Annotated in this window: 21 protein-coding genes; 9 read left to right on the top strand and 12 right to left on the bottom strand. The window is 67.5% G+C overall.

What is annotated here, in order from left to right:
• Nucleotides 1–5: 5 nt before the first annotated feature.
• From LT974_RS13875 to LT974_RS13895, 5 genes are all read right to left on the bottom strand, one after another.
• Nucleotides 6–1691, bottom strand: a complete 1686-nt coding sequence (locus tag LT974_RS13875; RefSeq protein WP_408611725.1) for a Na+/H+ antiporter NhaC family protein — start codon at nucleotides 1689–1691, stop codon at nucleotides 6–8.
• 174 nt (nucleotides 1692–1865) lie between these two features.
• Complete coding sequence (gene ribB / locus LT974_RS13880; protein ID WP_232588220.1) at nucleotides 1866–2528, bottom strand: 3,4-dihydroxy-2-butanone-4-phosphate synthase; 663 nt, start codon at nucleotides 2526–2528, stop codon at nucleotides 1866–1868.
• A complete protein-coding gene (locus LT974_RS13885; RefSeq protein ID WP_232588221.1) occupies nucleotides 2512–3219 on the bottom strand; it encodes a CTP-dependent riboflavin kinase in 708 nt (235 codons plus the stop codon). The genes ribB and LT974_RS13885 overlap by 17 nt, the downstream gene beginning before the upstream one ends.
• A 69-nt stretch (nucleotides 3220–3288) precedes the next feature.
• The gene (twy1, locus tag LT974_RS13890) at nucleotides 3289–4245 is read right to left on the bottom strand and encodes a 4-demethylwyosine synthase TYW1 (protein ID WP_232588222.1); all 957 of its coding nucleotides are present in this window, start codon (nucleotides 4243–4245) and stop codon (nucleotides 3289–3291) included.
• A 56-nt stretch (nucleotides 4246–4301) separates the two neighbouring features.
• A complete protein-coding gene (locus tag LT974_RS13895) occupies nucleotides 4302–5312 on the bottom strand; it encodes a WD40/YVTN/BNR-like repeat-containing protein (RefSeq protein ID WP_232588223.1) in 1011 nt (336 codons plus the stop codon).
• Nucleotides 5313–5551: 239 nt separating this feature from the next.
• Here LT974_RS13895 and argS point away from each other — a divergent pair, with 239 nt between their 5' ends.
• Entirely contained in the window at nucleotides 5552–7306 is a 1755-nt protein-coding gene (gene argS / locus LT974_RS13900; protein ID WP_232588224.1) for an arginine--tRNA ligase, read from the top strand.
• A 154-nt stretch (nucleotides 7307–7460) separates the two neighbouring features.
• Here the strand turns inward: argS and LT974_RS13905 are convergent, their stop codons facing one another.
• Nucleotides 7461–8303: a MinD/ParA family ATP-binding protein gene (locus LT974_RS13905; RefSeq protein WP_232588225.1), complete on the bottom strand. Its 843-nt coding sequence runs from the start codon at nucleotides 8301–8303 to the stop codon at nucleotides 7461–7463.
• 147 nt (nucleotides 8304–8450) lie between these two features.
• On the opposite strand from LT974_RS13905, the gene prf1 reads away from it, so the two are divergent.
• Together prf1 and LT974_RS13915 are read left to right on the top strand one after the other, a co-directional pair.
• Nucleotides 8451–9701, top strand: a complete 1251-nt coding sequence (gene prf1, locus LT974_RS13910; RefSeq protein WP_232588226.1) for a peptide chain release factor aRF-1 — start codon at nucleotides 8451–8453, stop codon at nucleotides 9699–9701.
• Between the two features lie 330 nt (nucleotides 9702–10031).
• The gene (locus LT974_RS13915) at nucleotides 10032–10301 is read left to right on the top strand and encodes a DUF7571 family protein (RefSeq protein ID WP_230891807.1); all 270 of its coding nucleotides are present in this window, start codon (nucleotides 10032–10034) and stop codon (nucleotides 10299–10301) included.
• 323 nt (nucleotides 10302–10624) lie between these two features.
• Here LT974_RS13915 and LT974_RS13920 read toward each other — a convergent pair whose 3' ends face one another.
• A complete protein-coding gene (locus LT974_RS13920) occupies nucleotides 10625–11620 on the bottom strand; it encodes a radical SAM protein (protein WP_232588227.1) in 996 nt (331 codons plus the stop codon).
• 119 nt (nucleotides 11621–11739) lie between these two features.
• Here LT974_RS13920 and LT974_RS13925 point away from each other — a divergent pair, with 119 nt between their 5' ends.
• Nucleotides 11740–12837, top strand: coding sequence for a DUF373 family protein (locus tag LT974_RS13925; protein ID WP_232588228.1), 1098 nt, complete (start codon nucleotides 11740–11742; stop codon nucleotides 12835–12837).
• Here LT974_RS13925 and LT974_RS13930 read toward each other — a convergent pair.
• The 4 genes from LT974_RS13930 to LT974_RS13945 all read right to left on the bottom strand — a co-directional run bounded on the left by LT974_RS13930 (nucleotide 12834) and on the right by LT974_RS13945 (nucleotide 16894).
• The gene (locus tag LT974_RS13930; protein WP_232588229.1) at nucleotides 12834–13676 is read right to left on the bottom strand and encodes a polyprenyl synthetase family protein; all 843 of its coding nucleotides are present in this window, start codon (nucleotides 13674–13676) and stop codon (nucleotides 12834–12836) included. The genes LT974_RS13925 and LT974_RS13930 overlap by 4 nt on opposite strands.
• Nucleotides 13677–13824: 148 nt before the next feature.
• Nucleotides 13825–14799, bottom strand: coding sequence for an electron transfer flavoprotein subunit alpha/FixB family protein (locus LT974_RS13935; protein ID WP_232588230.1), 975 nt, complete (start codon nucleotides 14797–14799; stop codon nucleotides 13825–13827).
• A gap of 58 nt (nucleotides 14800–14857) precedes the next feature.
• Entirely contained in the window at nucleotides 14858–15658 is an 801-nt protein-coding gene (locus LT974_RS13940; protein ID WP_232588231.1) for an electron transfer flavoprotein subunit beta/FixA family protein, read from the bottom strand.
• 87 nt (nucleotides 15659–15745) lie between these two features.
• On the bottom strand, nucleotides 15746–16894 hold the full coding sequence (locus LT974_RS13945; protein ID WP_232588232.1) for a helix-turn-helix transcriptional regulator: 1149 nt from the start codon (nucleotides 16892–16894) through the stop codon (nucleotides 15746–15748).
• Nucleotides 16895–17103: 209 nt separating this feature from the next.
• Between LT974_RS13945 and LT974_RS13950 the strand changes: the two genes are divergently transcribed.
• Nucleotides 17104–18309 (top strand): DUF7094 domain-containing protein, encoded by a 1206-nt coding sequence (locus tag LT974_RS13950; protein ID WP_232588233.1) that lies wholly within the window; start codon nucleotides 17104–17106, stop codon nucleotides 18307–18309.
• Nucleotides 18310–18360: 51 nt separating this feature from the next.
• A complete protein-coding gene (locus LT974_RS13955; protein WP_232588234.1) occupies nucleotides 18361–18822 on the top strand; it encodes a type IV pilin in 462 nt (153 codons plus the stop codon).
• Nucleotides 18823–18847: 25 nt separating this feature from the next.
• Here the strand turns inward: LT974_RS13955 and LT974_RS13960 are convergent, their stop codons facing one another.
• On the bottom strand, nucleotides 18848–19492 hold the full coding sequence (locus LT974_RS13960; protein WP_232588235.1) for a methyltransferase domain-containing protein: 645 nt from the start codon (nucleotides 19490–19492) through the stop codon (nucleotides 18848–18850).
• Nucleotides 19493–19597: 105 nt separating this feature from the next.
• Here LT974_RS13960 and ahaH point away from each other — a divergent pair, with 105 nt between their 5' ends.
• From ahaH to LT974_RS13975, 3 genes are read left to right on the top strand one after another with little or no spacing between them, the layout of a single operon-like run.
• A complete protein-coding gene (ahaH, locus tag LT974_RS13965; protein ID WP_232588236.1) occupies nucleotides 19598–19930 on the top strand; it encodes an ATP synthase archaeal subunit H in 333 nt (110 codons plus the stop codon).
• Entirely contained in the window at nucleotides 19917–22121 is a 2205-nt protein-coding gene (locus LT974_RS13970; protein ID WP_232588237.1) for a V-type ATP synthase subunit I, read from the top strand. The genes ahaH and LT974_RS13970 overlap by 14 nt, the downstream gene beginning before the upstream one ends.
• Nucleotides 22122–22180: 59 nt before the next feature.
• Entirely contained in the window at nucleotides 22181–22396 is a 216-nt protein-coding gene (locus LT974_RS13975) for a F0F1 ATP synthase subunit C (RefSeq protein WP_232588238.1), read from the top strand.
• Nucleotides 22397–22418: the final 22 nt, after the last annotated feature.

The following is a 22418-nucleotide window of genomic DNA, read 5'->3' on the forward strand; positions in this document are numbered from 1 at the left end:
CGGCCTTAGCCGCCGAGTGTCGCGAACGCGAACACGAGCAGCAGGTACGCGCCGACGACGACCACGGCGACCAGCGGCACGAGCGAAACGAAGTCGTGGCTCGCGCTCACTGTAGACGGTTCGCCGCGCGCGACGCGCTCGACGTCGTCGGCATCAACCTCGGACGCGGACGGCATCACCTCGGGTAGCCCCTTCCGGCGGGCGTCGAGTTTGTTCAGTGCGAGCACCGCGACGACGGTGAGCACGCCGGCGAGCGGAAGCGCGACGTACGCCGACTGCAGGCCGAACCCGTACAACACGAGGACGACGATGGTCGCGCCCGCGGCGGTCGCAGCGAACGGAATCTGGGTGTTCACGTGGTCGATGTGGTCCGACCCCGCGAAAATCGAGGACATCACCGTGGTGTCGCTGATAGGCGAGGAGTGGTCACCCCAGATAGCGCCGCCGAACAGCACGCCGATCAGTACCGGGAGCACGGACGGTCCGACGAGCTGGTAGCCCAAGGGAATCGACAGCGGCGTCAGAATTGCCATCGTCCCCCACGACGTTCCCGTCGTGAACGCGACGAGCATCGCGGCGACGAAGACGATGAGCGGAAGGAAGCTTCCGGGGACGCCACTACCGACCATCGTGTCGACGATGAACTGCGCGGTGCCGACGCGCTCGGCGGCGAGGCCGATAGCCCACGCCAGCACGATGATGGCGAGCGCGATGTTCATCGTCTTGAAGCCGTCGACGATGGTGTCGCTGGCCTCGTCGAGGTCCATCGTGCCGTACGCCAGCGACCCGACGAACCCAGTGAGCATGAACGCGAACGCGCCGTAGAGCAGCCCCATCGCGACGTCGGTCTCTTGGAACGCGGTGGCGACGTCGACGCCGGGCTGGTGGCCGCCACCGAGATACCACATCGAGACGAGGCCGACGACAAGCAGCGCGACGACGGGCACAAAGAAGTTCACGAGCGAGGGGTTCTTCTCGCTGGGTTCGCCGACGTCGTTGGAGACGTCAGACAACGGCGTGGCGTCGTCGCGAATCGTCTTCCCCGTGGTGCGGGCGCGCCACTCGGCGTCCAGCATCGGGCCGAAGAACCGCTGGGTGAGCGCGATGAACCCGACCATGAAGAACGCCATGAAGCAGTAGATGTTCCACGGAATCGACTGGAGGAACAGGCCGAACGGCGTCGTCCCGAGTTCGGCGGCGGAAACCCGGGCGGCCTCGAAGCCCGCGATAATCATCGACACCTGGTAGCCGATCCAGTTCGACACCGGCCCGAACGTCGTCACGGGCGACGTCGTGGAGTCGAGAACGTAGGCGTGCATCTCCCGCGAGGAGCGGTTCTCTTGGGAGAGTTCGCGGGTGGCGTTGCCGGTGACGACGGTGCTCGTGTACGAGTCGAAGAAGATGAACACGCCGACCAGCCACGTCAGGATCTGTGACTCGCGGGCGGTGCTGACGCGGTGGCCGATCCAGCGTTCGAGCGCGAGAATCCCGCCCGAGCGGTAGATGAACGCGGCCCCCGCACCCATGAAGAGGATGAGGATGATGAACTTCGTGTCGAACGGCGACCGTACGACCTCCACGAACCACTCCATCGTGAGCGCGGTCGCCGCGATTGGGTTCCACTGTTCGACGACGAGCGCCCCGACCCAGACGCCGGCGAACAACGACACCAGCACCTGGCGCGTGGTCATCGCGAGCGCGATGGCCAACAGCGGTGGGGCTAACGCGAGAATTCCGTACTCTGCCATCGGACGATACTACAGAATAGCTAGTGATAAAACTACGGACGTATCGTTAGGAAGGATTGACAGCCACGAACATCCACTGGGGTGCGGTGAGGGACGAGAGTCAGAAGAACGTCGACGTTACCCGCTGAACGCCGCCAGCAGGTCGCTGCCTTCCACGTAGACGAGGCCCTCGCGGTCGGCGTACGCCTTCGCGTCCGCGACCGAGAGCGCTTCGCCGGTCTCGTCGTCGAGCATCTCGCAGACGACCGCGGCGGGCGCGACGCCGGCTTCCTCGGCGAGCGCGACCGCGAGTTCCGTGTGGCCCTTCCGGTGGGACAGCGACGGCGCGGCGCGCAACACGTGGACGTGGCCGGGCGCGCGGAACTCCGTCGCGAAGTCCACGCTCGCGGGCTCCGCAGCCGCCTTCCCGAGTTCCGTGATGGTGAGCGCGCGGTCCTCGTCCGTGATGCCCGTGTAGGTGTCGCGGTGGTTCACGGGCAGCGAGAACGACGAGCGGTCGTCGTAGCCGAGGTGGCCGTGGTCGGCGGCCGGGTGGTCGATGACGTCGCCGAGGAACGGGAGGTCGAAGGCGTCCGCGGCGTCCTCGCCGAGCGCGACGCAGATGAGACCCCCGGCGTCGTTGCGGAGGCGGGCGACGTCGTCGGGCGTCACCGACTCGGCGGGGTAGACGAGGTCGACCTCGCCCTCGCGGTCGGCGGCGTCGTGGACGAGCACGGGCTCGCCGGCGCAGAACGCTGCGATGGCGCGCTCGACGCGGGTGGCGTTACTGCTCTTCGACACGAACAGTCACCTCGTCGCCGTCGAGCAAGCCGAGTTCCTCGCGGAGCTTCTCCGGCGCGATGAGCTCGGCCTGCGTCTCGTCGTGGTGGGTGCGGTCCGGGACGATGACGTGCGCCGGGGAGAACGAGCCGTCGTCGTCGTTCTCGACGGTCGCGTGGTAGCACGTCGCCGGGCCGTAGGTGCGCTCCTCGTCCTCCCAGCCCTCGATGCGCACGCCGTCCATCGCCTCCAGCGCGGAGCGGGCGCGCTGGCTCTCGTCGGTGAGTTCGACGTTGAGCGTGCCGAGGTACGGCTCGTAGCCGAGTTTCTCCTCGAACTGGCGCATGTAGCCGGGGAGGCTGATGTAGTGACGGCCCTCGCCCATCCCGCTGGTGACCGTCCCCGCGAGGGCGAGTTCGCCGGCGTCCTCGAAGATGCGGCGGTAGTCCTCGTACTCGCGTTCGAGCGTGCGCTCGCCGTCGTCGGTGATGGCGACCCACTGGCCGTCGTTGACGAGGTCCCGCTGGACGAGCCCGGCGTCCTCCAGCGCCTGGAGGCGGCGGGAGGCGGTCTGGTTGGAGGCGTCGAGGCGGCCCGCGAGGTCCCCGCAGGAGACCTTGACTTCGCCGCGGCGCGCGCCGTCGAGCGCGAGCAGCTTCAGCACGGCGAGCTCGTCGAACCCGACCTCGCGCGTGCCCGTTGCTTGCGACATGCCGTCAGATTCGGGCGCGCGCCGCATAAGAATACCGGAAGTGGAACGCGTCCCGAAAGTGAGAGCGCGTCAGTCCGCCGTCGAGCCCGCCCAGAACTCCGAGTCCGCGCGGAGCTTCGGCACCCACGTGTCCTGCTCGCGGGCGAGCAGCGCCACCCGCGAGACCTCCTGGTCGCGCAGCACCGTGTGTTCGGGCATGTGCGCTTGGACCTCGCGGGCGAACTCCAGGACGTCCTCGTGGTTCGGCATCGCGTCGCGGTCGAGGCGGTCCCGCGAGTCGCCGACGTGCATGTACGCCTTCAGTTCCACGAAGTCGGGGTCCGCGCGGTCGAAGAAGCCCGCGTACCAGTCCGGGTTCTGCATGTTCTCGCCGCCGACCAGCGTCGTCCGCAGCACGGTCCGCGTCTCGTCTTTGTCGTGGAGCACGTCCATCGTGTCCACGAGCTTCTCCCACGCGTCGTCCTCCGTCGCGCCCACCACGTCGTCGAACGTCGCGCGCTCGGGGGCATCAACGGAGACGTACAACTGCGTCGGGTCGCACTCCGCGAGGACTTCGGGACGCGTCCCGTTCGAGACGAGGAACGTCGTCAGGCCGCGGTCGTGGAACTCCTCGAGCAGTTCCGGGAGGTACGGGTACAGCGTCGGTTCGCCGTCCAACGAGATGGCGACGTGGCGCGGGTCCATCGCCTCCTCGAAGCGTTCTCTCGGGACGTCGTCGTTGCCGCCGAACCCCGAGAGCAGTTTCTTCTGAAGTTCGATGGAAGCGTCCACCACCGCTTCCGGGTCGTCCCACTCCACGCCGTCGAGTTCGTACGTGTGGCCGGCGTGGTCGCGCCAGCAGAACACGCAGCGCTCGTTGCACCGCACCACGGGCGTCATCTGGATGCAGCGGTGCGAGCGGATGCCATAGAACGCGTGCTTGTAACAGGTGCCCTCGCCGCGCAGGGAGTTCGCCGTCCACCCGCAGGTCTGGGCGGCGGTGTGGTTGTCGTGGTGGTAGTCCGGGTCGTCCACCTGCTTGGGCATACCCCGGGATTCGGCGAGCGCGTGGAAAAACGTGGCGTTCGGCGCCCAATTCGGAGTTAGCGTTCGAGAATCGTGCCGCTGGAGCCGACCGCGACGTCCGGGTCCGTGTCGCCGCCGTACGCGACGTCGTAGATGTCCGAGCCGACCGGCGTGTCGTACTCCTGCCAGCCGTTGGACGTGCGCTCGTAGACGTAGCCGCCGTTGCCTGCCGCCAGCACCGGCTTGTCCGGCGCGACGCGGTCGAGGCCCTGGAGCGCGTTCTCGCCGACGTCGATGGGCGTCCACCGCTGACAGCCACAGTCGTAGCGGTAGATGGTGCCGCCGCCCGCGGAGACGTACACCGTCTCGTCGTCGCCGAGCACGTCGTAGAACGACTCGTTGGCGTTCGAGACGCCGATTTGCGTCCACGTGCTGTTGAAGTCGGTGCTCTCGAAGGCGGCCTGGCTGGTGCTGATGCCGTAGGCGGTGTCGCTGCTGCCGCGGGAGAACGCGACGCCCGGGATGGTCGACCCGCCCGCGGGCTTGGTGACGGTCCCCCACTGCATGCAGTACGCGCCCTGGTCGTTCTGCTCGAAGAGTCCGTGGAGCGTCTCCCCGGAGCCGTTCGCGACGATGACGTGCTCGCGGTCGATGGTGCCCGTCGTCGCGATGGCCTCCCACGTGCTCGTCTTCCCGTCGGGAGCCGTGTAGTCGTGTTTCTTCCCCGTCATGACGTCGTAGGCGCCCATCGCGCCGGAGCCGCCCGCGAACCAGATGCGCTCGCCGTCGCTGGTGACGGCGACGTCGTTGAGCGGGTTGTTCGACGCGTCCGGGCCGCTGTCCACGACGAGCTGCCACTGGCTGTCGGCGCGCGCGAGGATGTTCCCGCTGGAGCCGATGGCGTGCGGGCCGTCGGCGGTCTGGACGACCGCCGTTATCGACTTCGACGTCGGCGACGACACCTCGGCCCACGTGCTACTGCTCTGTGCGGTCACCTGCGTCGCGGCCGCGCCGCCGCCGACGGCGACTGCGGCGGCACCGCCGGCTACTTTCAGGAACGTCCGTCGGGAGGTCGTGTGTTCTGCCATCTCACGTCACCGGTTGCACCGACGAATCGAATGAAAAATGTACATACTGGCTGTCTCCTAACAAAGAAAACCGAATAAGTGTATTCACGAACAAAATCGAACTAATATTCCGAATCTATCCATAATTTTCTAACTATCCGAGGTGTTGCAGTCGGGAAGCGTCGGCGCAGCCAGCCAGCGACCCGCGTCCGCTCGCCCGCTTCGGAAATCCCTTTAGCCGTCGCGTCGAACGAGCGAGCATGTTCATCGCTTTCCGCCGGGAAGTCGAGGCGGCCCTCGACGCCGCGCTCGACGACCTCGGCTACCCGACCGAGGACCTCGGCATCGAGGAACCGCCCGCGGACGTGCCCGCCGTGCTCGCGTCCAGCGTGGCGTTCCGACTCGCCGGCGAGGCGCAGGCACCGCCGCCGGAGGTCGCCGCCGAAATCGCCGACGCCGTCGACCTCTCCGACGCGGAGTACGTCGAGAGCGCGTCCACGCAGGGGCCGTACGTGAACTTCACGCCCAGCGAAGCGTACTTCGAGGGGACGCTCGAAGACGCACAGGAGACGGAGTGGGGCCGGCTCCCCGACACCGACACGTCGGTCGTCGTCGAGCACACGAGCGCGAACCCGACGGGCCCGGTCCACGTCGGCCGCGCCCGCAACCCGATTCTCGGCGACGCGCTCGCGCGCGTTCTCGACTACGCCGGCTACGACGTCACCCGCGAGTACTACGTCAACGACGCCGGCCGCCAGATGGCCGTGTTCACGTGGGCGTACGAGAACTTCGACGAGAGTGACCTTCCCGAGCCCGAACGCGAGAAACCCGACTACGAACTCGTGCGCTACTACCGGAAGGGCAACGAGTTCTTAGAGGAGGGCGACCCCGAGGCCGTCGAGGAAGCCGAAGCCGAAATCGCGTCCATCATCGAAGGGCTGGACGCCGGCGACGAGGAGACCTACGAGCGCGTCGGCGAGGTCGTCGACCAGGTGCTCGGCGGGATGAAACAGACCCTCGACCGCCTCCCCGCGACCTTCGACGAGTTCGTCAAGGAGACGCGGTTCCTCCGGGACAGCTCCACGCACGAGGTCGTCGAACGTCTCCAGGACTCCGAGTACGCCTACGAGGAGGAGGACGCGTGGCAGCTCGACCTCGAGGAGTGGGACATCGAGCAGTCGTTCGTCTTCCTGCGCTCGGACGACACCACGCTGTACACCACCCGCGACCTCGCCCACCACGAGTGGAAGTTCGACACCTTCGACCAGGCCATCACCGTGCTCGGCGAGGACCAGGAACTCCACGCGAACAAACTCAACGCCGCGCTGGACATCCTCGGCAACGACACCGACCAGCTCGAAGAAGTGTTCTACGCGTGGGTGAACCTCCCGGGCGGCGAGTCGATGAGCACCCGCCAGGGCACGGGCGTGGACATGGACGACCTCCTCGACGAGGCGGTCGCGCGCGCCGAGGACGCCGTCCGCTCCCGGCTGGACGACCGCATCCGCGGCGACGACCTCACCGACGAGGACGTCGAACGCATCGCCCGGCAGGTCGGCATCGGCGCGGTGCGCTACGACATCGTCTCCAAGCAGCCCACGAAGGCGATTACGTTCGACTGGGAGGACGCCCTCGACTTCGAGGGGCAGAGCGCGCCCTACGTCCAGTACGCCCACGCCCGCGCCTGCGGCATCGCGGCGGAAGCCGGCGACCTCGAACCCGAACTGGACGCCGGTCTGCTGGACACGCCCGAGGAGCGCGACCTGCTGAAGGCTATCGCGCGGTTCCCGGGCGTCGTCGAGGAAGCCGCGGCGGACCGCGAACCGCACCAGATTGCAACGTTCGCGCGCGAGTTCGTAGACACGTTCAACGGGTTCTACCGCTCCCGGCACGTCCTCAGTGAGGACGTCGACGACGACGTCGCGGCCGCGCGCCTCGCGCTCGTGAACGCCGCGCGGCACACGCTGGCGAACGCGCTGGACGTGCTCGGCATCGAAGCGCCCGAGTCGATGTAGGCGAAAAAGCAGTTACAGCGCGCCGACGTACACCAGCGAGCCGTAGATGACGAGCAGCGCGACCACGACGTAGACCAGCAGCCAGCCGGTCGAGACGGAGTTCTCGTTTGTCATAGTCGACACTCGGCGGCCGTGTTCGCTTAATTCTTCCCGTTCAGCCGAGCCGGCCGCCCGTCAGCCGCGAGAGCAGCGACCGGCGCTCGGGCTCCTCCTCGTCGCCGGCGACTTCCGCGAACGCCGCGCCTGCGGACACCTCGCCCTCCGCCTCGCCGTCGCGGAACGAGACGGGCGGCGACTCGCCGAGCAGCTCGTAGCCGAGTTCGCGGTACGACTGCGCGGCCGGGTTCTCCGGCGCGTAGACGACCAGCGGCTCGCCGGCCTCCTCGCTGTCGGCGACCGCGCCGTCCTCGGGAATCGTCCCGAGCAGCGGCGCGTCGATGCGCTCGACGGCCTCGTCGACGTCCACGGCCGACCCGCCGACGCGCGTCAGAATCAAGCCCGTGACGTCGCCGCCGACGCGCTCCGCGAGTTCGAGGGTTTTCTTCGTGTTCTCCAGCGCGGCGACCTGTGGCGTCGACACGAGCAGGACGTCGTCGGCGAGCCCGAGCGGCACGGTCGTGTCGTGGCTGAGGCCGCCGCCCGTGTCCACGATGGTGACGTCGTACTCCGCGCGGAGGTCCTCGGCGACCTCGCGGAGCTTCGAGGGGTCCGCGCGCCCGAAGTCCTCGATGTGCGTGCCGCCGACCATCGCGTCGAACTCCCCGGGTGCCTCTGCGACGGCGTCCAGCGTGTCCGCGTCCCCCGCGAGCACGTCGTGGAGCGTCGCCTCCGCTGGCTCCACGTCGAGGACAGCGCCGACGTTCGACATCCCGAGGTCGTAGTCCACGAGCACGACCGAGCGGTCGGCTTCCGCCATCACCGCCGCGAGATTCACGGCAGTCGTCGTCTTGCCGACGCCGCCCTTCCCGGAGGCGACGGCGAACACGCGTCCAGTCATACTCCCGGGTACACAGAGTGGCCCTTAAAGCGTTGGGCGGGATTCGAGGGCTCGAACGCCTCGACAGCCGGCCAGCAAGCCGGCGCGTTCTCCCGCCACCCCCGGAGGTCAAAGGTTACTTACGCGCACGACGGCTATCTTCGGGTAATGAGCGAGCAGGAGGGCGCACCGTCCGAGGACCGCCGAAAGTACGAGTTCCAGAAGGTCATCGAGGACCTGAAGGACTACACCGGGAGCGGCACCCAGCTGGTGACCATCTACATCCCCCCGGACAAGCAGATTTCGGACGTCGTCGCCCACGTCACGCAGGAACACTCCGAAGCCTCCAACATCAAGTCCAAGCAGACCCGGACGAACGTCCAGGACGCACTCAAGTCCATCAAGGACCGTCTCCGGTACTACGACACGTTCCCGCCGGACAACGGCCTCGTCGTCTTCTCTGGCGCCGTCGACACCGGCGGCGGCCGCACGGACATGGTGACTGAGGTGCTCGAATCGCCGCCCCAGCCCATCGAGTCGTTCCGCTACCACTGCGACGACGCGTTCCTCACCGAGCCCTTAGCCGAGATGCTCGGTGACAAGGGCCTCTACGGGCTCATCGTCCTCGACCGCCGCGAAGCCAACGTCGGCTGGCTGAAGGGCAAACGCATCGAGGCCGTCAAGTCAGCGAGCAGCCTCGTCCCCGGCAAACAGCGCAAGGGTGGCCAGTCCGCACAGCGGTTCGCCCGCCTCCGGCTGGAAGCCATCGACAACTTCTACCAGGAGGTCGCCGGGATGGCCGACGACCTCTTCGTCCCGAAACGCCACGAAATCGACGGCATCCTCGTCGGCGGCCCCTCCCCGACGAAGGACGAGTTCCTCGACGGCGACTACCTCCACCACGAACTCCAGGACTCCGTGCTCGGGAAATTCGACGTCTCCTACACGGACGAATCCGGCCTGAAGGAGCTGGTCGACCGCGCCCAGGACACGCTCGCGGAAGCCGACCTGATGGACGACAAGTCCGACATGGAGGAGTTCTTCAAGGAGCTCAACGGCGGCGACCTCGCCACCTACGGCTTCGAACCCACGCGCAAGAACCTCGTCATGGGCTCCGTCGAGACCCTGCTCATCTCCGAGGACCTCCGCAAGGACGTCGTCACCTACGAGTGCCCCAACGGCCACGAGGAACGCGAACTCCTCAACCAGCGCGCCGACACCCCCGAGCACACGTGCACGGAGTGCGGCGAAGACGCCGAAGTCGTCGAACGCGGCGACGCCATCGACCACCTCATGGAAATCGCGGACAACCGCGGCACGGACACCCACTTCATCTCCACCGACTTCGAGAAAGGCGAACAACTGCTCACCGCCTTCGGTGGGATTGCCGGGCTGCTGCGGTACGGCACGGGCGTCTAGAACGCACTTTTTCCTGCGCTCGCGGCCTCCGGCCGCTCGTCTGCTCACGGGCGCGTAGCGCCCGTTCGCACGGCCAGCGGGACCTTCGGTCCCGCTCGGCTTGCAAAAACTTGCGGAAAAAGCACTCCTCCTTCGCTCCACTTCGTTCCGCTCAGTCGTCGGCCCGAGCGCTCACTGTGTTCGCGCTCGGTGAACCGCTTCGCTCGGACTCTTCGAGCCGCTCGCTCGCGGATGCTTGTCTTTGTTGGTGTAGATGTTCGTCGACAGTCGCCTTTTCGCCGGCAGGGACAGGTACTTGTTACTCGGTCACATGGGCCAAGATGCATCGCCATGAAACCGTGCCAAAACTGTCAGACGGTCATCGACGAGTACGTCTTGGACAAACAACTCGAACCCCTGCGCGACCTCACAGTTGACGACTTCAACGTCTGCGCGGACTGTGCGACCGTCGTCGACGACGCGTGCGTGGAGTGTGGCGGCGCGGTGTACGTTCCCCGAAGCGACTCGGACGTCCCCGACTTCTGCCCGGCCTGCCGCTCGGACCTCATCGAGCAGACGGGCCACGACCCCGGCTGGCACCGCGACCCGATTTCGACCTGAAGCGCGAGCCGGCCGCTGCTACCGCTGTACCTTTTTCCGGCGCTCACGATGTTCGCGCCGCAAAAATCTACGCCGGGAGACCAGCGGTCTCCCGAGCCCTGCTTCACTCCGTTCAGCAGGACGCTAAAAAACCGCTCTACGCCAGCGGCGTCCGTTCGACCACTTGCCCGTCGTACGTTGGGTACTGGTCAGACCCACCGTTTTCCCGCTCGGGTGTCCTCGCTCCGCTGCAGGCACCTCTCGCGGCAAAACCCTGGACGAAAAACACCTCGTCCTCGCTGCGCTCGGACGAGCGAATCGTGCCTCCGGCGCGAATGCTCCACTCAGGCGAGCGGCGTCCGCTCTACCACTTGCCCGTCGTACGTCGGGTACTGCTCGACGATTTCGCCGCTGTCGATGTCGCCCTCCTCGATCATCTCTTCGAGAATCCACCACGCGACCTCGACGTGGCTGGACTTCACCGTGTAGAACTCCTCGGGGACGCCGAGTTCCCGGATGCGTTGAGGGGTGACGGTCGTCTTCCCGTAGACGAGCGTGCCGTCCTCGGTGACGTCGTCGAACTCCCGGCGGACGTTCCGCGCCATCCGCTTGAGCCGCGAGCGGTGCTGGGCGGCGTCCTTGAAGACGCTCGTACAGAAGTACACCTTCTCGTGGTCGGCCATCTCCTCGAGGATGGCGTCCTTCGAGCCGTCGACGGCGCTCATGTGGTCCTCCTGGAGCTCGTAGCCGGCGTCCTGCATGCGCTCGTAGTTGCCGTCGCTCATCTCGAACTCGTTGACGTTGCAGAAGTCGGCAGCGCCCTCGTCGAGGAAGTCGAGGAACTCCTCCTCGGCGCGGATGCCGGGAATCTCGAATGCGGGCGTCAGGCCCTCCTCGCGCGCGATGTACAGAATCTCCTCCCACTCGGTGCCGTGGAGGTCGCCCCACTGCTCGTACGGCGGGTGGAAGCGAATCTCGTCGAGGCCGGCCTCGCTGAGTCGGCGCATGTTCTCGCGGCCGCCCGTGATGCCCGTGTATAGGTGCGTGTGGTGGTCCTCGCCGAACTCGTCTTTCAGCAGGCGGAGGTACCGGCACGTGCGGTCCAGCACTTCCTGAGGCTCGCCGCCCGTAATCGAGGTGCCGAGTGCGTCCATCAGCTTCGCTTCCTGGACGATGTCCTCGTCGTCCTCGACGGGACGCTCGTTGGCGTACACCTGCTGGACGTTCTTCCGGTTCTCGCCCAGCGGGCAGTAGAAGCAGTCGCGCTGGTCGCAGTACCCGTAGACGAAGAGCACCATCTTGCCGCCCTTCGCGCACTGCTCGCAGCCCTTCGAAATCATTCGTTGGAACACCTCTACTCCCCGAGGGCTGAAAAACTGTGCGAATCCAACTGGACGGACGTCCGACTCGGTGTGGGCTCCCGAAAGCAGTTATACCGCCCTCCCGTACCTTCCAGCGAATGCTGCTCGTGCTGTGCGTGGACCTCGACGACGACCTCGGCCGGAAGACCGGCGTGCCGACGCCGGTGGTCGGGCGCAACGAGGTCGAGCACGCCGCGGTGTCGCTGGCGGAGGCCGACCCCGAGGACAGCGACGTGAACGTCCTCTTCGAGGGCGTCCACCTCCACGACCAGTACAGCACCGACGAGGAGGTAGAGGTCGCCGCCGTCACGGGTCTCGAACGCGGGGACGTCGCCGCCAACCGGAAGGTCGGCCGCGAAGTCGACGAAGTACTGGCGAGCATCCAGAGCGACGACCCCGTTCGCGCGGTGGTCGTCACGGACGGCGCACAGGACGAGTCCGTCGTCCCAGTCATCCGCTCGCGGGTGCCCATCGACGCCGTCAAGCGCGTCGTCGTGCGCCAGGCCCAGGACTTGGAGTCGATGTACTACACGCTCAAGCAGGTGATGAACGACCCCGAGACCCGCGGGACGCTGCTGGTGCCGCTGGGCATCCTCCTGCTCATCTACCCGCTGGCGGTGCTCGCGGACGTGCTCGGGCTGCCGGGCGCAGTCCTGGGCGTCTCATCGGCAGCGGTCGGACTGTACGCGCTATTCCGCGGGCTCGGCCTCGAATCCACCGTGGACGCCGCGGTCGAGCGCGTGCGCTCGGGGCTGTACACGGGCCGCGTGACGCTCATCACGTACGTCGTCGCGGCCGCCCTGCTGGTCATCGGCAGCGTCGAGGGGATGAACGAACTCGCGACCGTCCGGGAGAGCGCGGCCGGGTCGCTCGCACCGTCGACAGTCGTCGCGGCACTCACGTACGGCGCGGTCCGGTGGTTCGCGGCAGCCGGGCTCACCACGAGCCTCGGGCAAGTCACGGACGAGTACCTCGCCGAGCGGTTCCGCTGGCGGTACCTGAACGCGCCGTTCTACGTGCTCTCTATCGCAGCCGTCCTGCACATGCTGTCGGCGTTCTTCCTCGGCTACGTCACGCTCACCGAACTCGCCGCGGTGCTCACGGCCGGGACGCTGGTGAGCGTGCTCTCGACGCTGACGTTCGCGGTCGTCGAGTCGTGGCGCGCCGACCGGAAGGGCGGCCCGGACGCCGCCTAGGCTTCCCGCGAGACGACGAACTCCGCGAGGTACTCCAAGTAGTCGTAGGCTTCGCCGGCCGGCAGGTCAAGGCTGTCGAGGGCGTCCATCGCGCGCTCGCTCTCGCGCTCGGCGAGCGCGTTCAACTCCGCGGGAGACCGGTCGGTGACGCGCACGATGCTCGGGCGGTCCAGCTCCTCGTCGATGCCCGCGGGCTTCCCGAGCGCCTCGCTCTCCGCGGTGGCGTCGAGGACGTCGTCCCGAATCTGGAACGCGACGCCGACGCGCTCGGCGTACTCACCCAGCGCCTCTATCGAGCGACCGTCGGCGTCCGCCGCGACCGCGCCGAGTTCGGCGGCGGCGCGGAACAGCGCGCCGGTCTTCCGGCGCGCGAGTTCCATGTACTCCTCCTCGGTCTCCGGGCGGTCGACCAGCTCGATGGCTTCGCCCTCACCGAGTTCGACGAGCGCGTCGGTCACGCACTCCATCGCGCGGGGGTCGCGGGAGAACAGCGCGAACGCCTCCCCGAGCAGGCCGTTCGAGGCGACGAGCGCGGGGCCGTGGTCGAACGCCGCCCACGCGCTGGCCTTCCCGCGGCGGAGCGCGGATTGGTCGATGATGTCGTCGACGACGAGGGAGGCGTTGTGGACGAGTTCGATGCCGACCGCGAACCCCATCGCGTCCTCGCTGTCCCCGCCCGCGGCCTCGCAGACGAGCAGGGTGAGCGTCGGGCGCACGCGCTTGCCGCCCGCGAGCACGACGTGTTCGAGCTCGTCGCTGAGCTCCGACGGCTCCACGGCCGCAACGGTCTCCGCGAGCCGCTGCTCGATGGCGGCGCGGCGCGCCTCCACGTACTCCATTACCCGTGTCTCGGGGATTCGCGCGGAAATATATGACGGGATTCCCCGCCCAGCGGCGCGCACGCGTCGCTCCGGGTCCGACAGAACTGGAAACAGGGCGGCGCACAGCGCCCCGCTCGTCGCAAAAGGATACGCTACCAAGACCTCCTCAAACGCTCGGTGGTTCGCCGCCGAACGCTTCGATGAGCGCGGGGACGACGTCGAAGAGGTTGCCGACGATGCCGTAGTCCGCGATGTCGAAGATGGGTGCGTTCGGGTCCGTGTTCACCGCGATGATGGTGTCCGCGCCCTTCATCCCGGCGACGTGCTGGACCGCGCCGGAGATGCCGACGGCGAGGTAGACGTCCGGGGTCACCTGCTTGCCGGACTGGCCGACCTGCCGGTTCTTCGGCAGCCAGCCGTTGTCCACGATGGGGCGCGACGAGGAGAGCGTCGCACCGGTCACTTCCGCGAGTTTCTCGACGAGTTCGAGGTTCTCCTCCTCCTCGATGCCGCGGCCGATGGAGACGAGGAAGTCGGCGTCGCTGATGTCGACGTCGCCGCCGCCGACTTCCTCGAAGCCCTTGACTTTGGACCGGACGGCGTCCTCGTCGACGTCCACGTCGAATTCGCTAACTTCGGCGTCGCCGATGCCCTCCGCAGGCGGCCACTCGCCGCCGCGGATGGAGACGGCGAACGGGCCGTCGGCGACGTCGGCGGTCGTTTCGACCTTCGATCCGTACATCTCCCGCGTGACTTCGAGCGTGCCGTCAGCGTAGTCGAGGCCGACAGCGTCGGAGACGTACGGACGGTCGAGCCGGGTGGCGACGGCGGGCGCGTAGTCGAGGCCGTTGACGCTGTTGGGCACCACGATGAATTCGGGCGCGAGGTCGGCGGCGAGCGCGGTGAGGGCCTGCACGTAGACGTCGTGGTTGAACTCCTCGCCGTGCGCGACTGTGTGAATCCGGTCGACGCCCTCGCGGTTGAGCGTCTCGGCGAACGACTCGACGTTCCCCGAAATCACAGCCACGTGGAGGTCGCCGCCGGCGGCGTCCGCGAGGTCGCGGCCCGCCGAGAGCAGTTCGAGGCTGACGTCGCGCAGGTCGCCGCGGCGGTGGTCGGCGACGACGAGCACAGCAGTCATCGGCTCTCACCTCCGGTGAGAACGATGACGTCGTCGCGCGCCTCGCGTGCGACGGAAGTCATTCGCCGACCACCCCCAACTCGGTAAGCACGTCAGCGAGCTTCGCGGCCTGCTCGCCGGCGTCGCCGTCGAGGTACTGGGCCTCGCTCTCGGTCTCGGGCTCGTACATCGCCGTCACGTCGAGGCTGCTGGCGACGTCGTCGGCACCGACTCCGAGGTCGTCGAGACTCTGCACGTCGATTTCCTTCGACTGCGCCTGCCGGATGCCGCGGAGGCTGGCGTACCGGGGCTCGTTGATACCCGTCTGGATGGCCAGCACTGCGGGGAGTTCGACGTCGGTGAGCTCCTCGATGCCGCCTTCGAGTTCGCGGCGTAGCGAGGCGACGCCCTCGTCGAGGACGTGCTCGGTGTCGAGGGCGTTCACGACGGCCGCCCACTCGAAGCCGACCGTCTCCGCGAGTGCCACGCCGGTCGCGCCGAAGCTGTCGTCGTTGGCCTGCACGCCCGAGAACACGAGGTCGGGGTCCTCCGCCTCGACGACAGCGCCGAGCAGTTCGGCCTTCGTCTCGACGTCGAGCAGTTCGACGTCCGCGATGGCGTCGTCCCAGACGCGAACCGCGCGGTCGGCACCTTTCGCCAGCGCCATCCGAATCGTCTCCTCGCTCCGCTCGGGGCCGATGGTGACCGCGACGACTTCGACATCATCCCCGGCTTCGGCGAGCTGGACGGCCTCCTCGACGGCGTAGTCATCCCACTCGTTGAGGTCGTAGTCGAGGAACCGCTCCTCGATTTCCGTGCCGGAAATCTCGAAGTCGTCCTCGACGGTGGCGACCTCCTTGACGGTGACGAGAACCTTCATCGTGCGTGAGTGCTCCGGGGCGGAGGTAAACGTTTTCGGAACCGCGAGGAGCGCACGAACAGTTTCTCCGGCGTTCCAGGGGGAGCGTTACTCCTCGTCGACGGCGTCGTTGACGCCCTCGCCGGGCAGCGAGATGAGGTTCTCGCGGCCGATGCGGAGCTTCTCGACGCGGCCCTCCTCGGCCATCGAGGAGAGTAGCTGGGAGACTTTCGCCGTCGACCACCGCGTCTCCTCGACGATTTCGGACTGCTTCATCCGGCCGCCCTGCTCGCGCAGCAGTCGCTCGACGCGCTCCTCGTCGCTCAACAGCTCTGGGTCGACGTTTTCGGGCTCGGACTCGGCGGCTTCGCCCGCTGTTGCTGCCGCGGTGCCACCGGTCGGTTCCGTCGGTTCGGTCTCTGTGCCGGATTCGCCGGTCGGCTCGCCGGGCGAAGCCTCGCCGCCGGGCTTGCTACTCTGGATGCTATCGCGAACGCGGCGCAACCACGAGAGCGCCGGCTCGCCGCGGTAGTACGCCCACACGGACGCGCCGCCCGCGACGAGGGCGACGAGACCGACGAAGACGAGCGCGGCCATCGAGACGCCGACCACGGAGTTGGCTTCGGTGAACACGACGGCCGGTTCACCCGACCCGAACGTCTGCGGGCCGGTCCACCGGTACGCGCCGTTCGCGATGCTGTCCGGCCCGGGCTCGATCTGGTCGGTGTCGTAGCCGTCGGGCGTCCGAATCGTCAACGTCTGGTTCGCCGCGAGGTCGCCGAACCACCCTGTCGTGAACGCGTCGACGACCAGGCGCTCGTCCTCGACGCGCGAGAAGTTCGTCCACGTGAATTCGATGGTGAGCACGCCCGTGGAGTTGTTTCCTTCCTCGACGATGCGCGAGGACCGGCTGGCGTCCCGGATTTCCATCGACCGACCCACCCGGTCGCTGACCGACGGGACGACCGCGCGGAAGACGTCCACGGAGAACTCGCTGTCCGTCTGGCCGGCTTCGAACCGGTCGCGGAGCCGCTCGAACGCCGCGGTGGCGTTGGCGTCTTCGAGGGGGTACTTCGCGGAGACGTTCCAGCGCGCCGCACCGTCGGACTGAATCTGGACGGTGACGTCGACGCCCGAGGCTGCCGGCTCGGTATCTTCTTGGAGGGCGGCCGACTGTGGAGCGGGCGCTCCGACTGCACCGGCCACGGGCACGGCGAGGAGACAGACGACGGCGACGAGGAGGGCGGCCTGCCGCATACCAGTTCCGTCCACCCCGCTCGTGCAAAGTATTTTCTATCCCGTGGAATCCACCACCTCGCCGGCGACACGGCCGAATTCCGCAGCCACAGTCGTTACAGCGGTCTGACAGGGTGTTCCGGCGCGTGAACCGGCGGCGCTCCGGCCGGGACTCAGCCGTGGTCGTCGTCTCCGCATCGTTTTTGTCGGGTGCGGCCGAACGCGTTCTCATGTCCCGCGTCCGCCCCCTCCTCGCCGCCATCCTCCTCGTGGTCGCGACGACGGCCACGCTCGCCGCCAGCGGGGGCGTCGCTGCGCCCGTCGAGCCCAGCGACGACCCCGTCGTCGGTACGTCCGAGCGCTCCTCACACGTGCTCCTCCTCACGGAGGCTGACGCAGCGTCGTACGACGAACCGAACGCATCCGTGACGAGCACGCTCGAATCCGGCCACGCGGACCTCGCCATCGACCTCCAGCTCGGCGAGGTCGAACAGCGCCTCGACGCGGCCGACAACCGGTCCGCTCGCCGCGAAATCCTCCAGAACGCCACCGACAAGGCCGCCGAACGCGTCGCAGAACTCCGCGCTCGCGCGACCGCCGCCAACGACGCGTACCGGGACGGCGAGATGACCGCCGCGGCGTACGTCCGCACGCTGGGTGCGATTCACGCGGAAGCCAGCAGCCTCTCCTCGATGCTCGGGAGCACGTCCGCCCCGGGAACGCTGTACTCGTACGCCTACGACAACGGGTTCTCGGAAATCGGCACGCGAGTGTACCGGCTCCGCGCGCAACTGGCGACGGTCGAGGGGCCAGTCCGCGAACGAATCGCAGCCGTCGTGCACGGCGACCGTGAGCAGATTCGCGTGCACGTGACTGCCGGCAACGGCGTCATGCTCTCGACCATCGACGACGGGCGGTACGTCCGTGAGACCGTCCGTCCCGACAACGTTGAGGACGACCTCGGCGGCGACATCTCGGACGCGCCGGGTATCATCCAGGCGCAGTACCCGTGGTTGGCGAACCACTCGACGTCGCCGAGTATCGAGACGCGCGGCGGATACGCCTTCTACTACCGGGCGAACTACGGCCACGGGCAAATCACGGCGTACATCGACACGACGACCGAGCGCGTCTACGCGGAACACCACCAGCAGACGCTCGCACAGCTCCCCGCGGACGCCGAACGGAACGACACCGCGAACAACGCGACGCTGACCACGTCCCGGACGTACGCTGGCGGGCCGCTACTCGTGCGGATGGAGAACGAGGCCGGCGAACCGCTCGATACGACCGTCTCACTGAACGGGACGGTCGCCGGTGACACCGGCGACGACGGCCGGCTCTGGGTGTTGAGCCCCGCAGGCGAGTACAACGTCACGACGGTGCACGACGGCGCGAGGCTGGAAGTCAACGTGACCGCGCAACCGTCGCCGTGACGGCCGAAACCGACCGAGGCTTCTTGTAGGAGAGCGCGACCACGACAGCGCGTGGCTCGCGGCTACGCGCCCGTCGCCGTCGTGCTCCTGCTCGCGGTCACCGTCGTCGCCGCGGCAGCCGTCGCGACTGCGGTGCCCGCACTCCCCGGTGACCCACCGCCGCAGCGCGCAGTAGACGCCGACGCGACCAGCGACGGCCGCGTCACGGTCACGTTGCTCTCCGGAGAACCACTCGACACGCGGAGTGCGACCGTTCGCGTCGCGGTCGACGGCGAGCCGCTGGCGCACCAGCCGCCCGTGCCGTACTTCGCGGCGCGCGGGTTCCGTGGCGGGCCGGCCGGCCCGTTCAACGTCGCTGCGGACTCGTCGTGGACAGTAGGCGAAACTGCGTCGCTACAGGTCGCTGGGACGAACAGCCCCGACTTGCGGGTAGGTGCGACGCTCACCGTGCGCGTACTCGTCGGCGGGCACGTCGTCGCCGTCGCCGAGACGACCGTCGAGACGGCGTCGTAGTCGTCATCAGAGACGTGGGCGTTAGTCAGGCCGATGCGTCGGCCTGCTCGTCGTCGGGCGCTCGCGCGAGCGTGACGATGGCGCGCGGACTCCCGGGTTTCGCCTGCATCACGTGGTGTTCGACGTCGACGAAGCCGGCTTCCGCGAACATCCGGTCGGCCTCGGCCTCGTCGTAGAACAGCATGATTGCGTCCGCGACCTTCTGGAACACCGTCGAGTTCGGGTAGTCGGGGCCGACGACGACCGTCCACTCGCCGGGCTTGAGTACGCGCCGGATCTCGCGCAGGCCCTCCACGGGGTTGGGCCAGTACTCGATGGAGCCCGACGACCACACGGCGTCGAACGTGTCGTCCTCGAACGGCAGGCGCTCGGCGTCGCCGTAGTGGAACGCCACGGGGTCGTGCTTGCCGAGTTTCTCGCGTGCCTTCGCGAGCTGGTGGCGGCTCTGGTCGAGGCCGTAGACGTCGTCGGTGTACCGGAGCAGCCCCTCCGTGCCGAAGCCGGTGCCACAGCCCACGTCGAGCACGCGGTCGTCGGCGTCGAGGTCGAGCAGTTCGAGCGCCTCGTCGCGCATCTCCTCGTTCCACACGAACGGGTTGACGCGGTCGTACACCTTCGAGAGGTACTTGTAGAAGGTGCGGGCGCGCGCCTTGTCTTCGAGGACTCCCATTAACTCCGGAATTGCGCCCGAGGACGCATAATAGCTTGCGTTAGCGCCCGCGAACTTCGCAACTACCATATAGGCCGTGGCCAAAGTTCCGCCCGGTAAGAGTGTATGCCAAGGCCAGAGGTTCTCGAAGATATCAAATCGGCTGAATCGGACGCCGACGACATCGTGGCCGAGGCGGAGGAGGACCGCGAGGAACGGTTGTCCGAAGCCCGGCAGCGGGCCGATGAAATCCGCGACGAAGCGGAGGAGGAGGCTCGCGAACTGAAAGAACAAAAACTCGAAGCGGCACGCGAAGACACCGAGGCGGAGCGCGACCGCATCCTCGAAGAGGGCGAAGCCGAGCGCGAGCAGCTCGAAGCCCTCGCGGACGAGAACGAGGAGGACGCGGTGGCGTACGCCGTCGAACAGTTCGAGGAGGCGGTACATGCTCAGACCTGAGCGCATGAGCAAGGTGTCGGTGACGGGCTCGAAGCGCGTCATCGACGACGTCATCGAGACGATTCACGACCTGAATCTCGTCCACCTCTCGGACTACGATGGCGAAATCGAGGGGTTCGACAACGGCGACCCGATGGAGGGTGCCGACGACGCCTCCGAGAAGCTCGTCACGGTGCGGTCGCTGGAGTCGACCCTCGACATCGACGAGACCGACGCCGGCCCGACCCGCATCGTCACCGAGGAAGCCCTCGAAACGGAGCTCGAGGAGATTCGCATCGAAGTCAACGAGCTCGACGACCGGTACAGCGAGCTCGAAGACGAACTGCGCGACGTCGAGGAGCGCATCGACGCCGTCGAACCGTTCGCGGACCTCGGCATCGACCTCGACCTGCTCGGCGGCTACGACAGCCTGCAGGTCGCGGTCGGTGAGGGGAACGCCGACGATGTCCGCGACGAACTCCGGACCGCGGAAGCCATCGAGGCGTTCGAGCTCTTCGAGGGGGACGATACGCTCGCGGTGTTCGCGTACCCGCGTAGCGACGACCCCGACGCGCTCGACGACGCGCTCGTCGGCGTGGAGTTCGCGCGACTGGAAGTCCCGGACGCCGAGGGGAGCCCCGAGGCGTACGTCGAGGAACTCCGCCACGAGCGCGAGACCATCGAGTCGAAACTCGACAGCGTGGAGAGCGAACTCGACGACCTCCGCGTGGAGCACGCGGGCTTCCTGCTGGCCGCCGAGGAGAAACTCTCCATCGACGTCCAGAAGGCCGAAGTCCCGCTGCAGTTCGCGACCACCGAGCACGCGTTCGTCGCCGAGGGCTGGATTCCCAGCGACGAGTACGCGACGTTCGTCGAGGGCATCCAGGACGCCGTCGGCGAGCACGCTGCCGTCGAGGAACTCGAACAGGCGGACTACGAGCCGTCCGGCCACGGCCACCACGGCCCCGTGGAAGAGGGGCACGACGTGGAGGAGGCCGCGACGGACGGCGGGACGACCGCCGAATTCGACGACGACGACAGCCCGCCGGTCATCCAAGACAACCCCGGTGTGGCGCACCCGTTCGAGGCGCTGACCGAGGTCATCAACCGACCGAAGTACACGGAACTCGACCCGACGGTCGTGCTGTTCCTAACGTTCCCGGCGTTCTACGGGTTCATGATTGGTGACCTCGGGTACGGTATCCTGTACGCCGCCCTCGGCTTCTGGCTGTACCGCGGTTTCGACAGCGAGATGATTTCGAAGCTCGGCGGCGTCGCCATGTGGGCCGGCGGATTCACGGCCCTGTTCGGCGTGTTGTACGGCGAAATATTCGGTCTCCACCTCGTCACGGAGTACCTGTGGCACGGCGCGTTCGGCCTCGCGGACGCCCCGCTGAAGAAGGGGCTACACGTCGGCGCGTTCGCCGAACTGTGGCTCGCGGCGAGTCTCCTGTTCGGCATCGCGCACCTCGCCATCGGTTACGTGTTCGGGCTCGTCAACGAGGCGCGCTCGCACGGCGTCAAGGCCGCCGTCACGGAGAGTGGCGGCCCGCTGTTGCTGATGGCAGGAGTCGGCGCGTGGCTGTTCAGCACGCACATGCAGTCCGGCGGCGGGCCGCGCCCCGAACTGCTCTACCGTGCTGTGGACCTGATTCCCGGCGTCGTCGGCGGGTTGCCGCCGGTCGTCGGCCAAGTCGGCTTGGCCGCGGCGGTGCTCGGCCTCGTACTCGTGACGATCGGCGAGGGCGCCGCCGGGTTCCTCGAGAGCCCGACGTACGCGCTCGTCAACACCGTCTCCTACACGCGGATTGCGGCGGTCCTGCTCGCGAAGGCGGGCATGGCGTACGTCGTCAATCTGCTCGTGTTCGGCGCCTACGAACTCCACCTCGACGAGCCCGAGACGGTCGACTACATGTTCGGCCTGTTCTCGACGGTCATCGAGAACGAGACGCACTTCATGCTGTTCAGCACCGACACTCACGGGGGCGAAGTGCTGTTCCCCGGCCTGATTCACATGGGCACCGCGGGGGTGCTCGCCGGCATCGTCGTGCTCGTGCTCGGGCACCTGCTCGTGCTGGCACTTGGTGTCACATCGGCCGGCTTACAGGCGCTACGCCTCGAATACGTGGAATTCTTTAACAAGTTTTATGAAGGCGGTGGAGAGAAGTACAACCCGTTCGGTCACCAGCGAAACTACACCACTGAGGACTAAGTAAAATGTTCGACGCACTCACACAGTTCGCCACGATCGCACAGGAAACGGCAGGCAGTATGCCATCAATCACCCCGAAGGGCGCCGCCGCAATCGCCGTCGGCCTCGCCGCCCTCGGTGCAGGATACGCCGAGCGCGGCATCGGTAGCGCCGCCGTCGGCGCCATCGCGGAAGACCAGGACCTCTTCGGTACGGGCCTCATCCTGACGGTTCTCCCGGAGACGCTGGTCATCCTCGCGCTGGTCGTCGTGTTCGTCGTGCCGTCCGCATTCTAATCACCGTCCCCCCCTCTCATCT

Source organism: Halobacterium noricense (assembly GCF_021233435.1).
Lineage (GTDB): Archaea > Halobacteriota > Halobacteria > Halobacteriales > Halobacteriaceae > Halobacterium > Halobacterium noricense.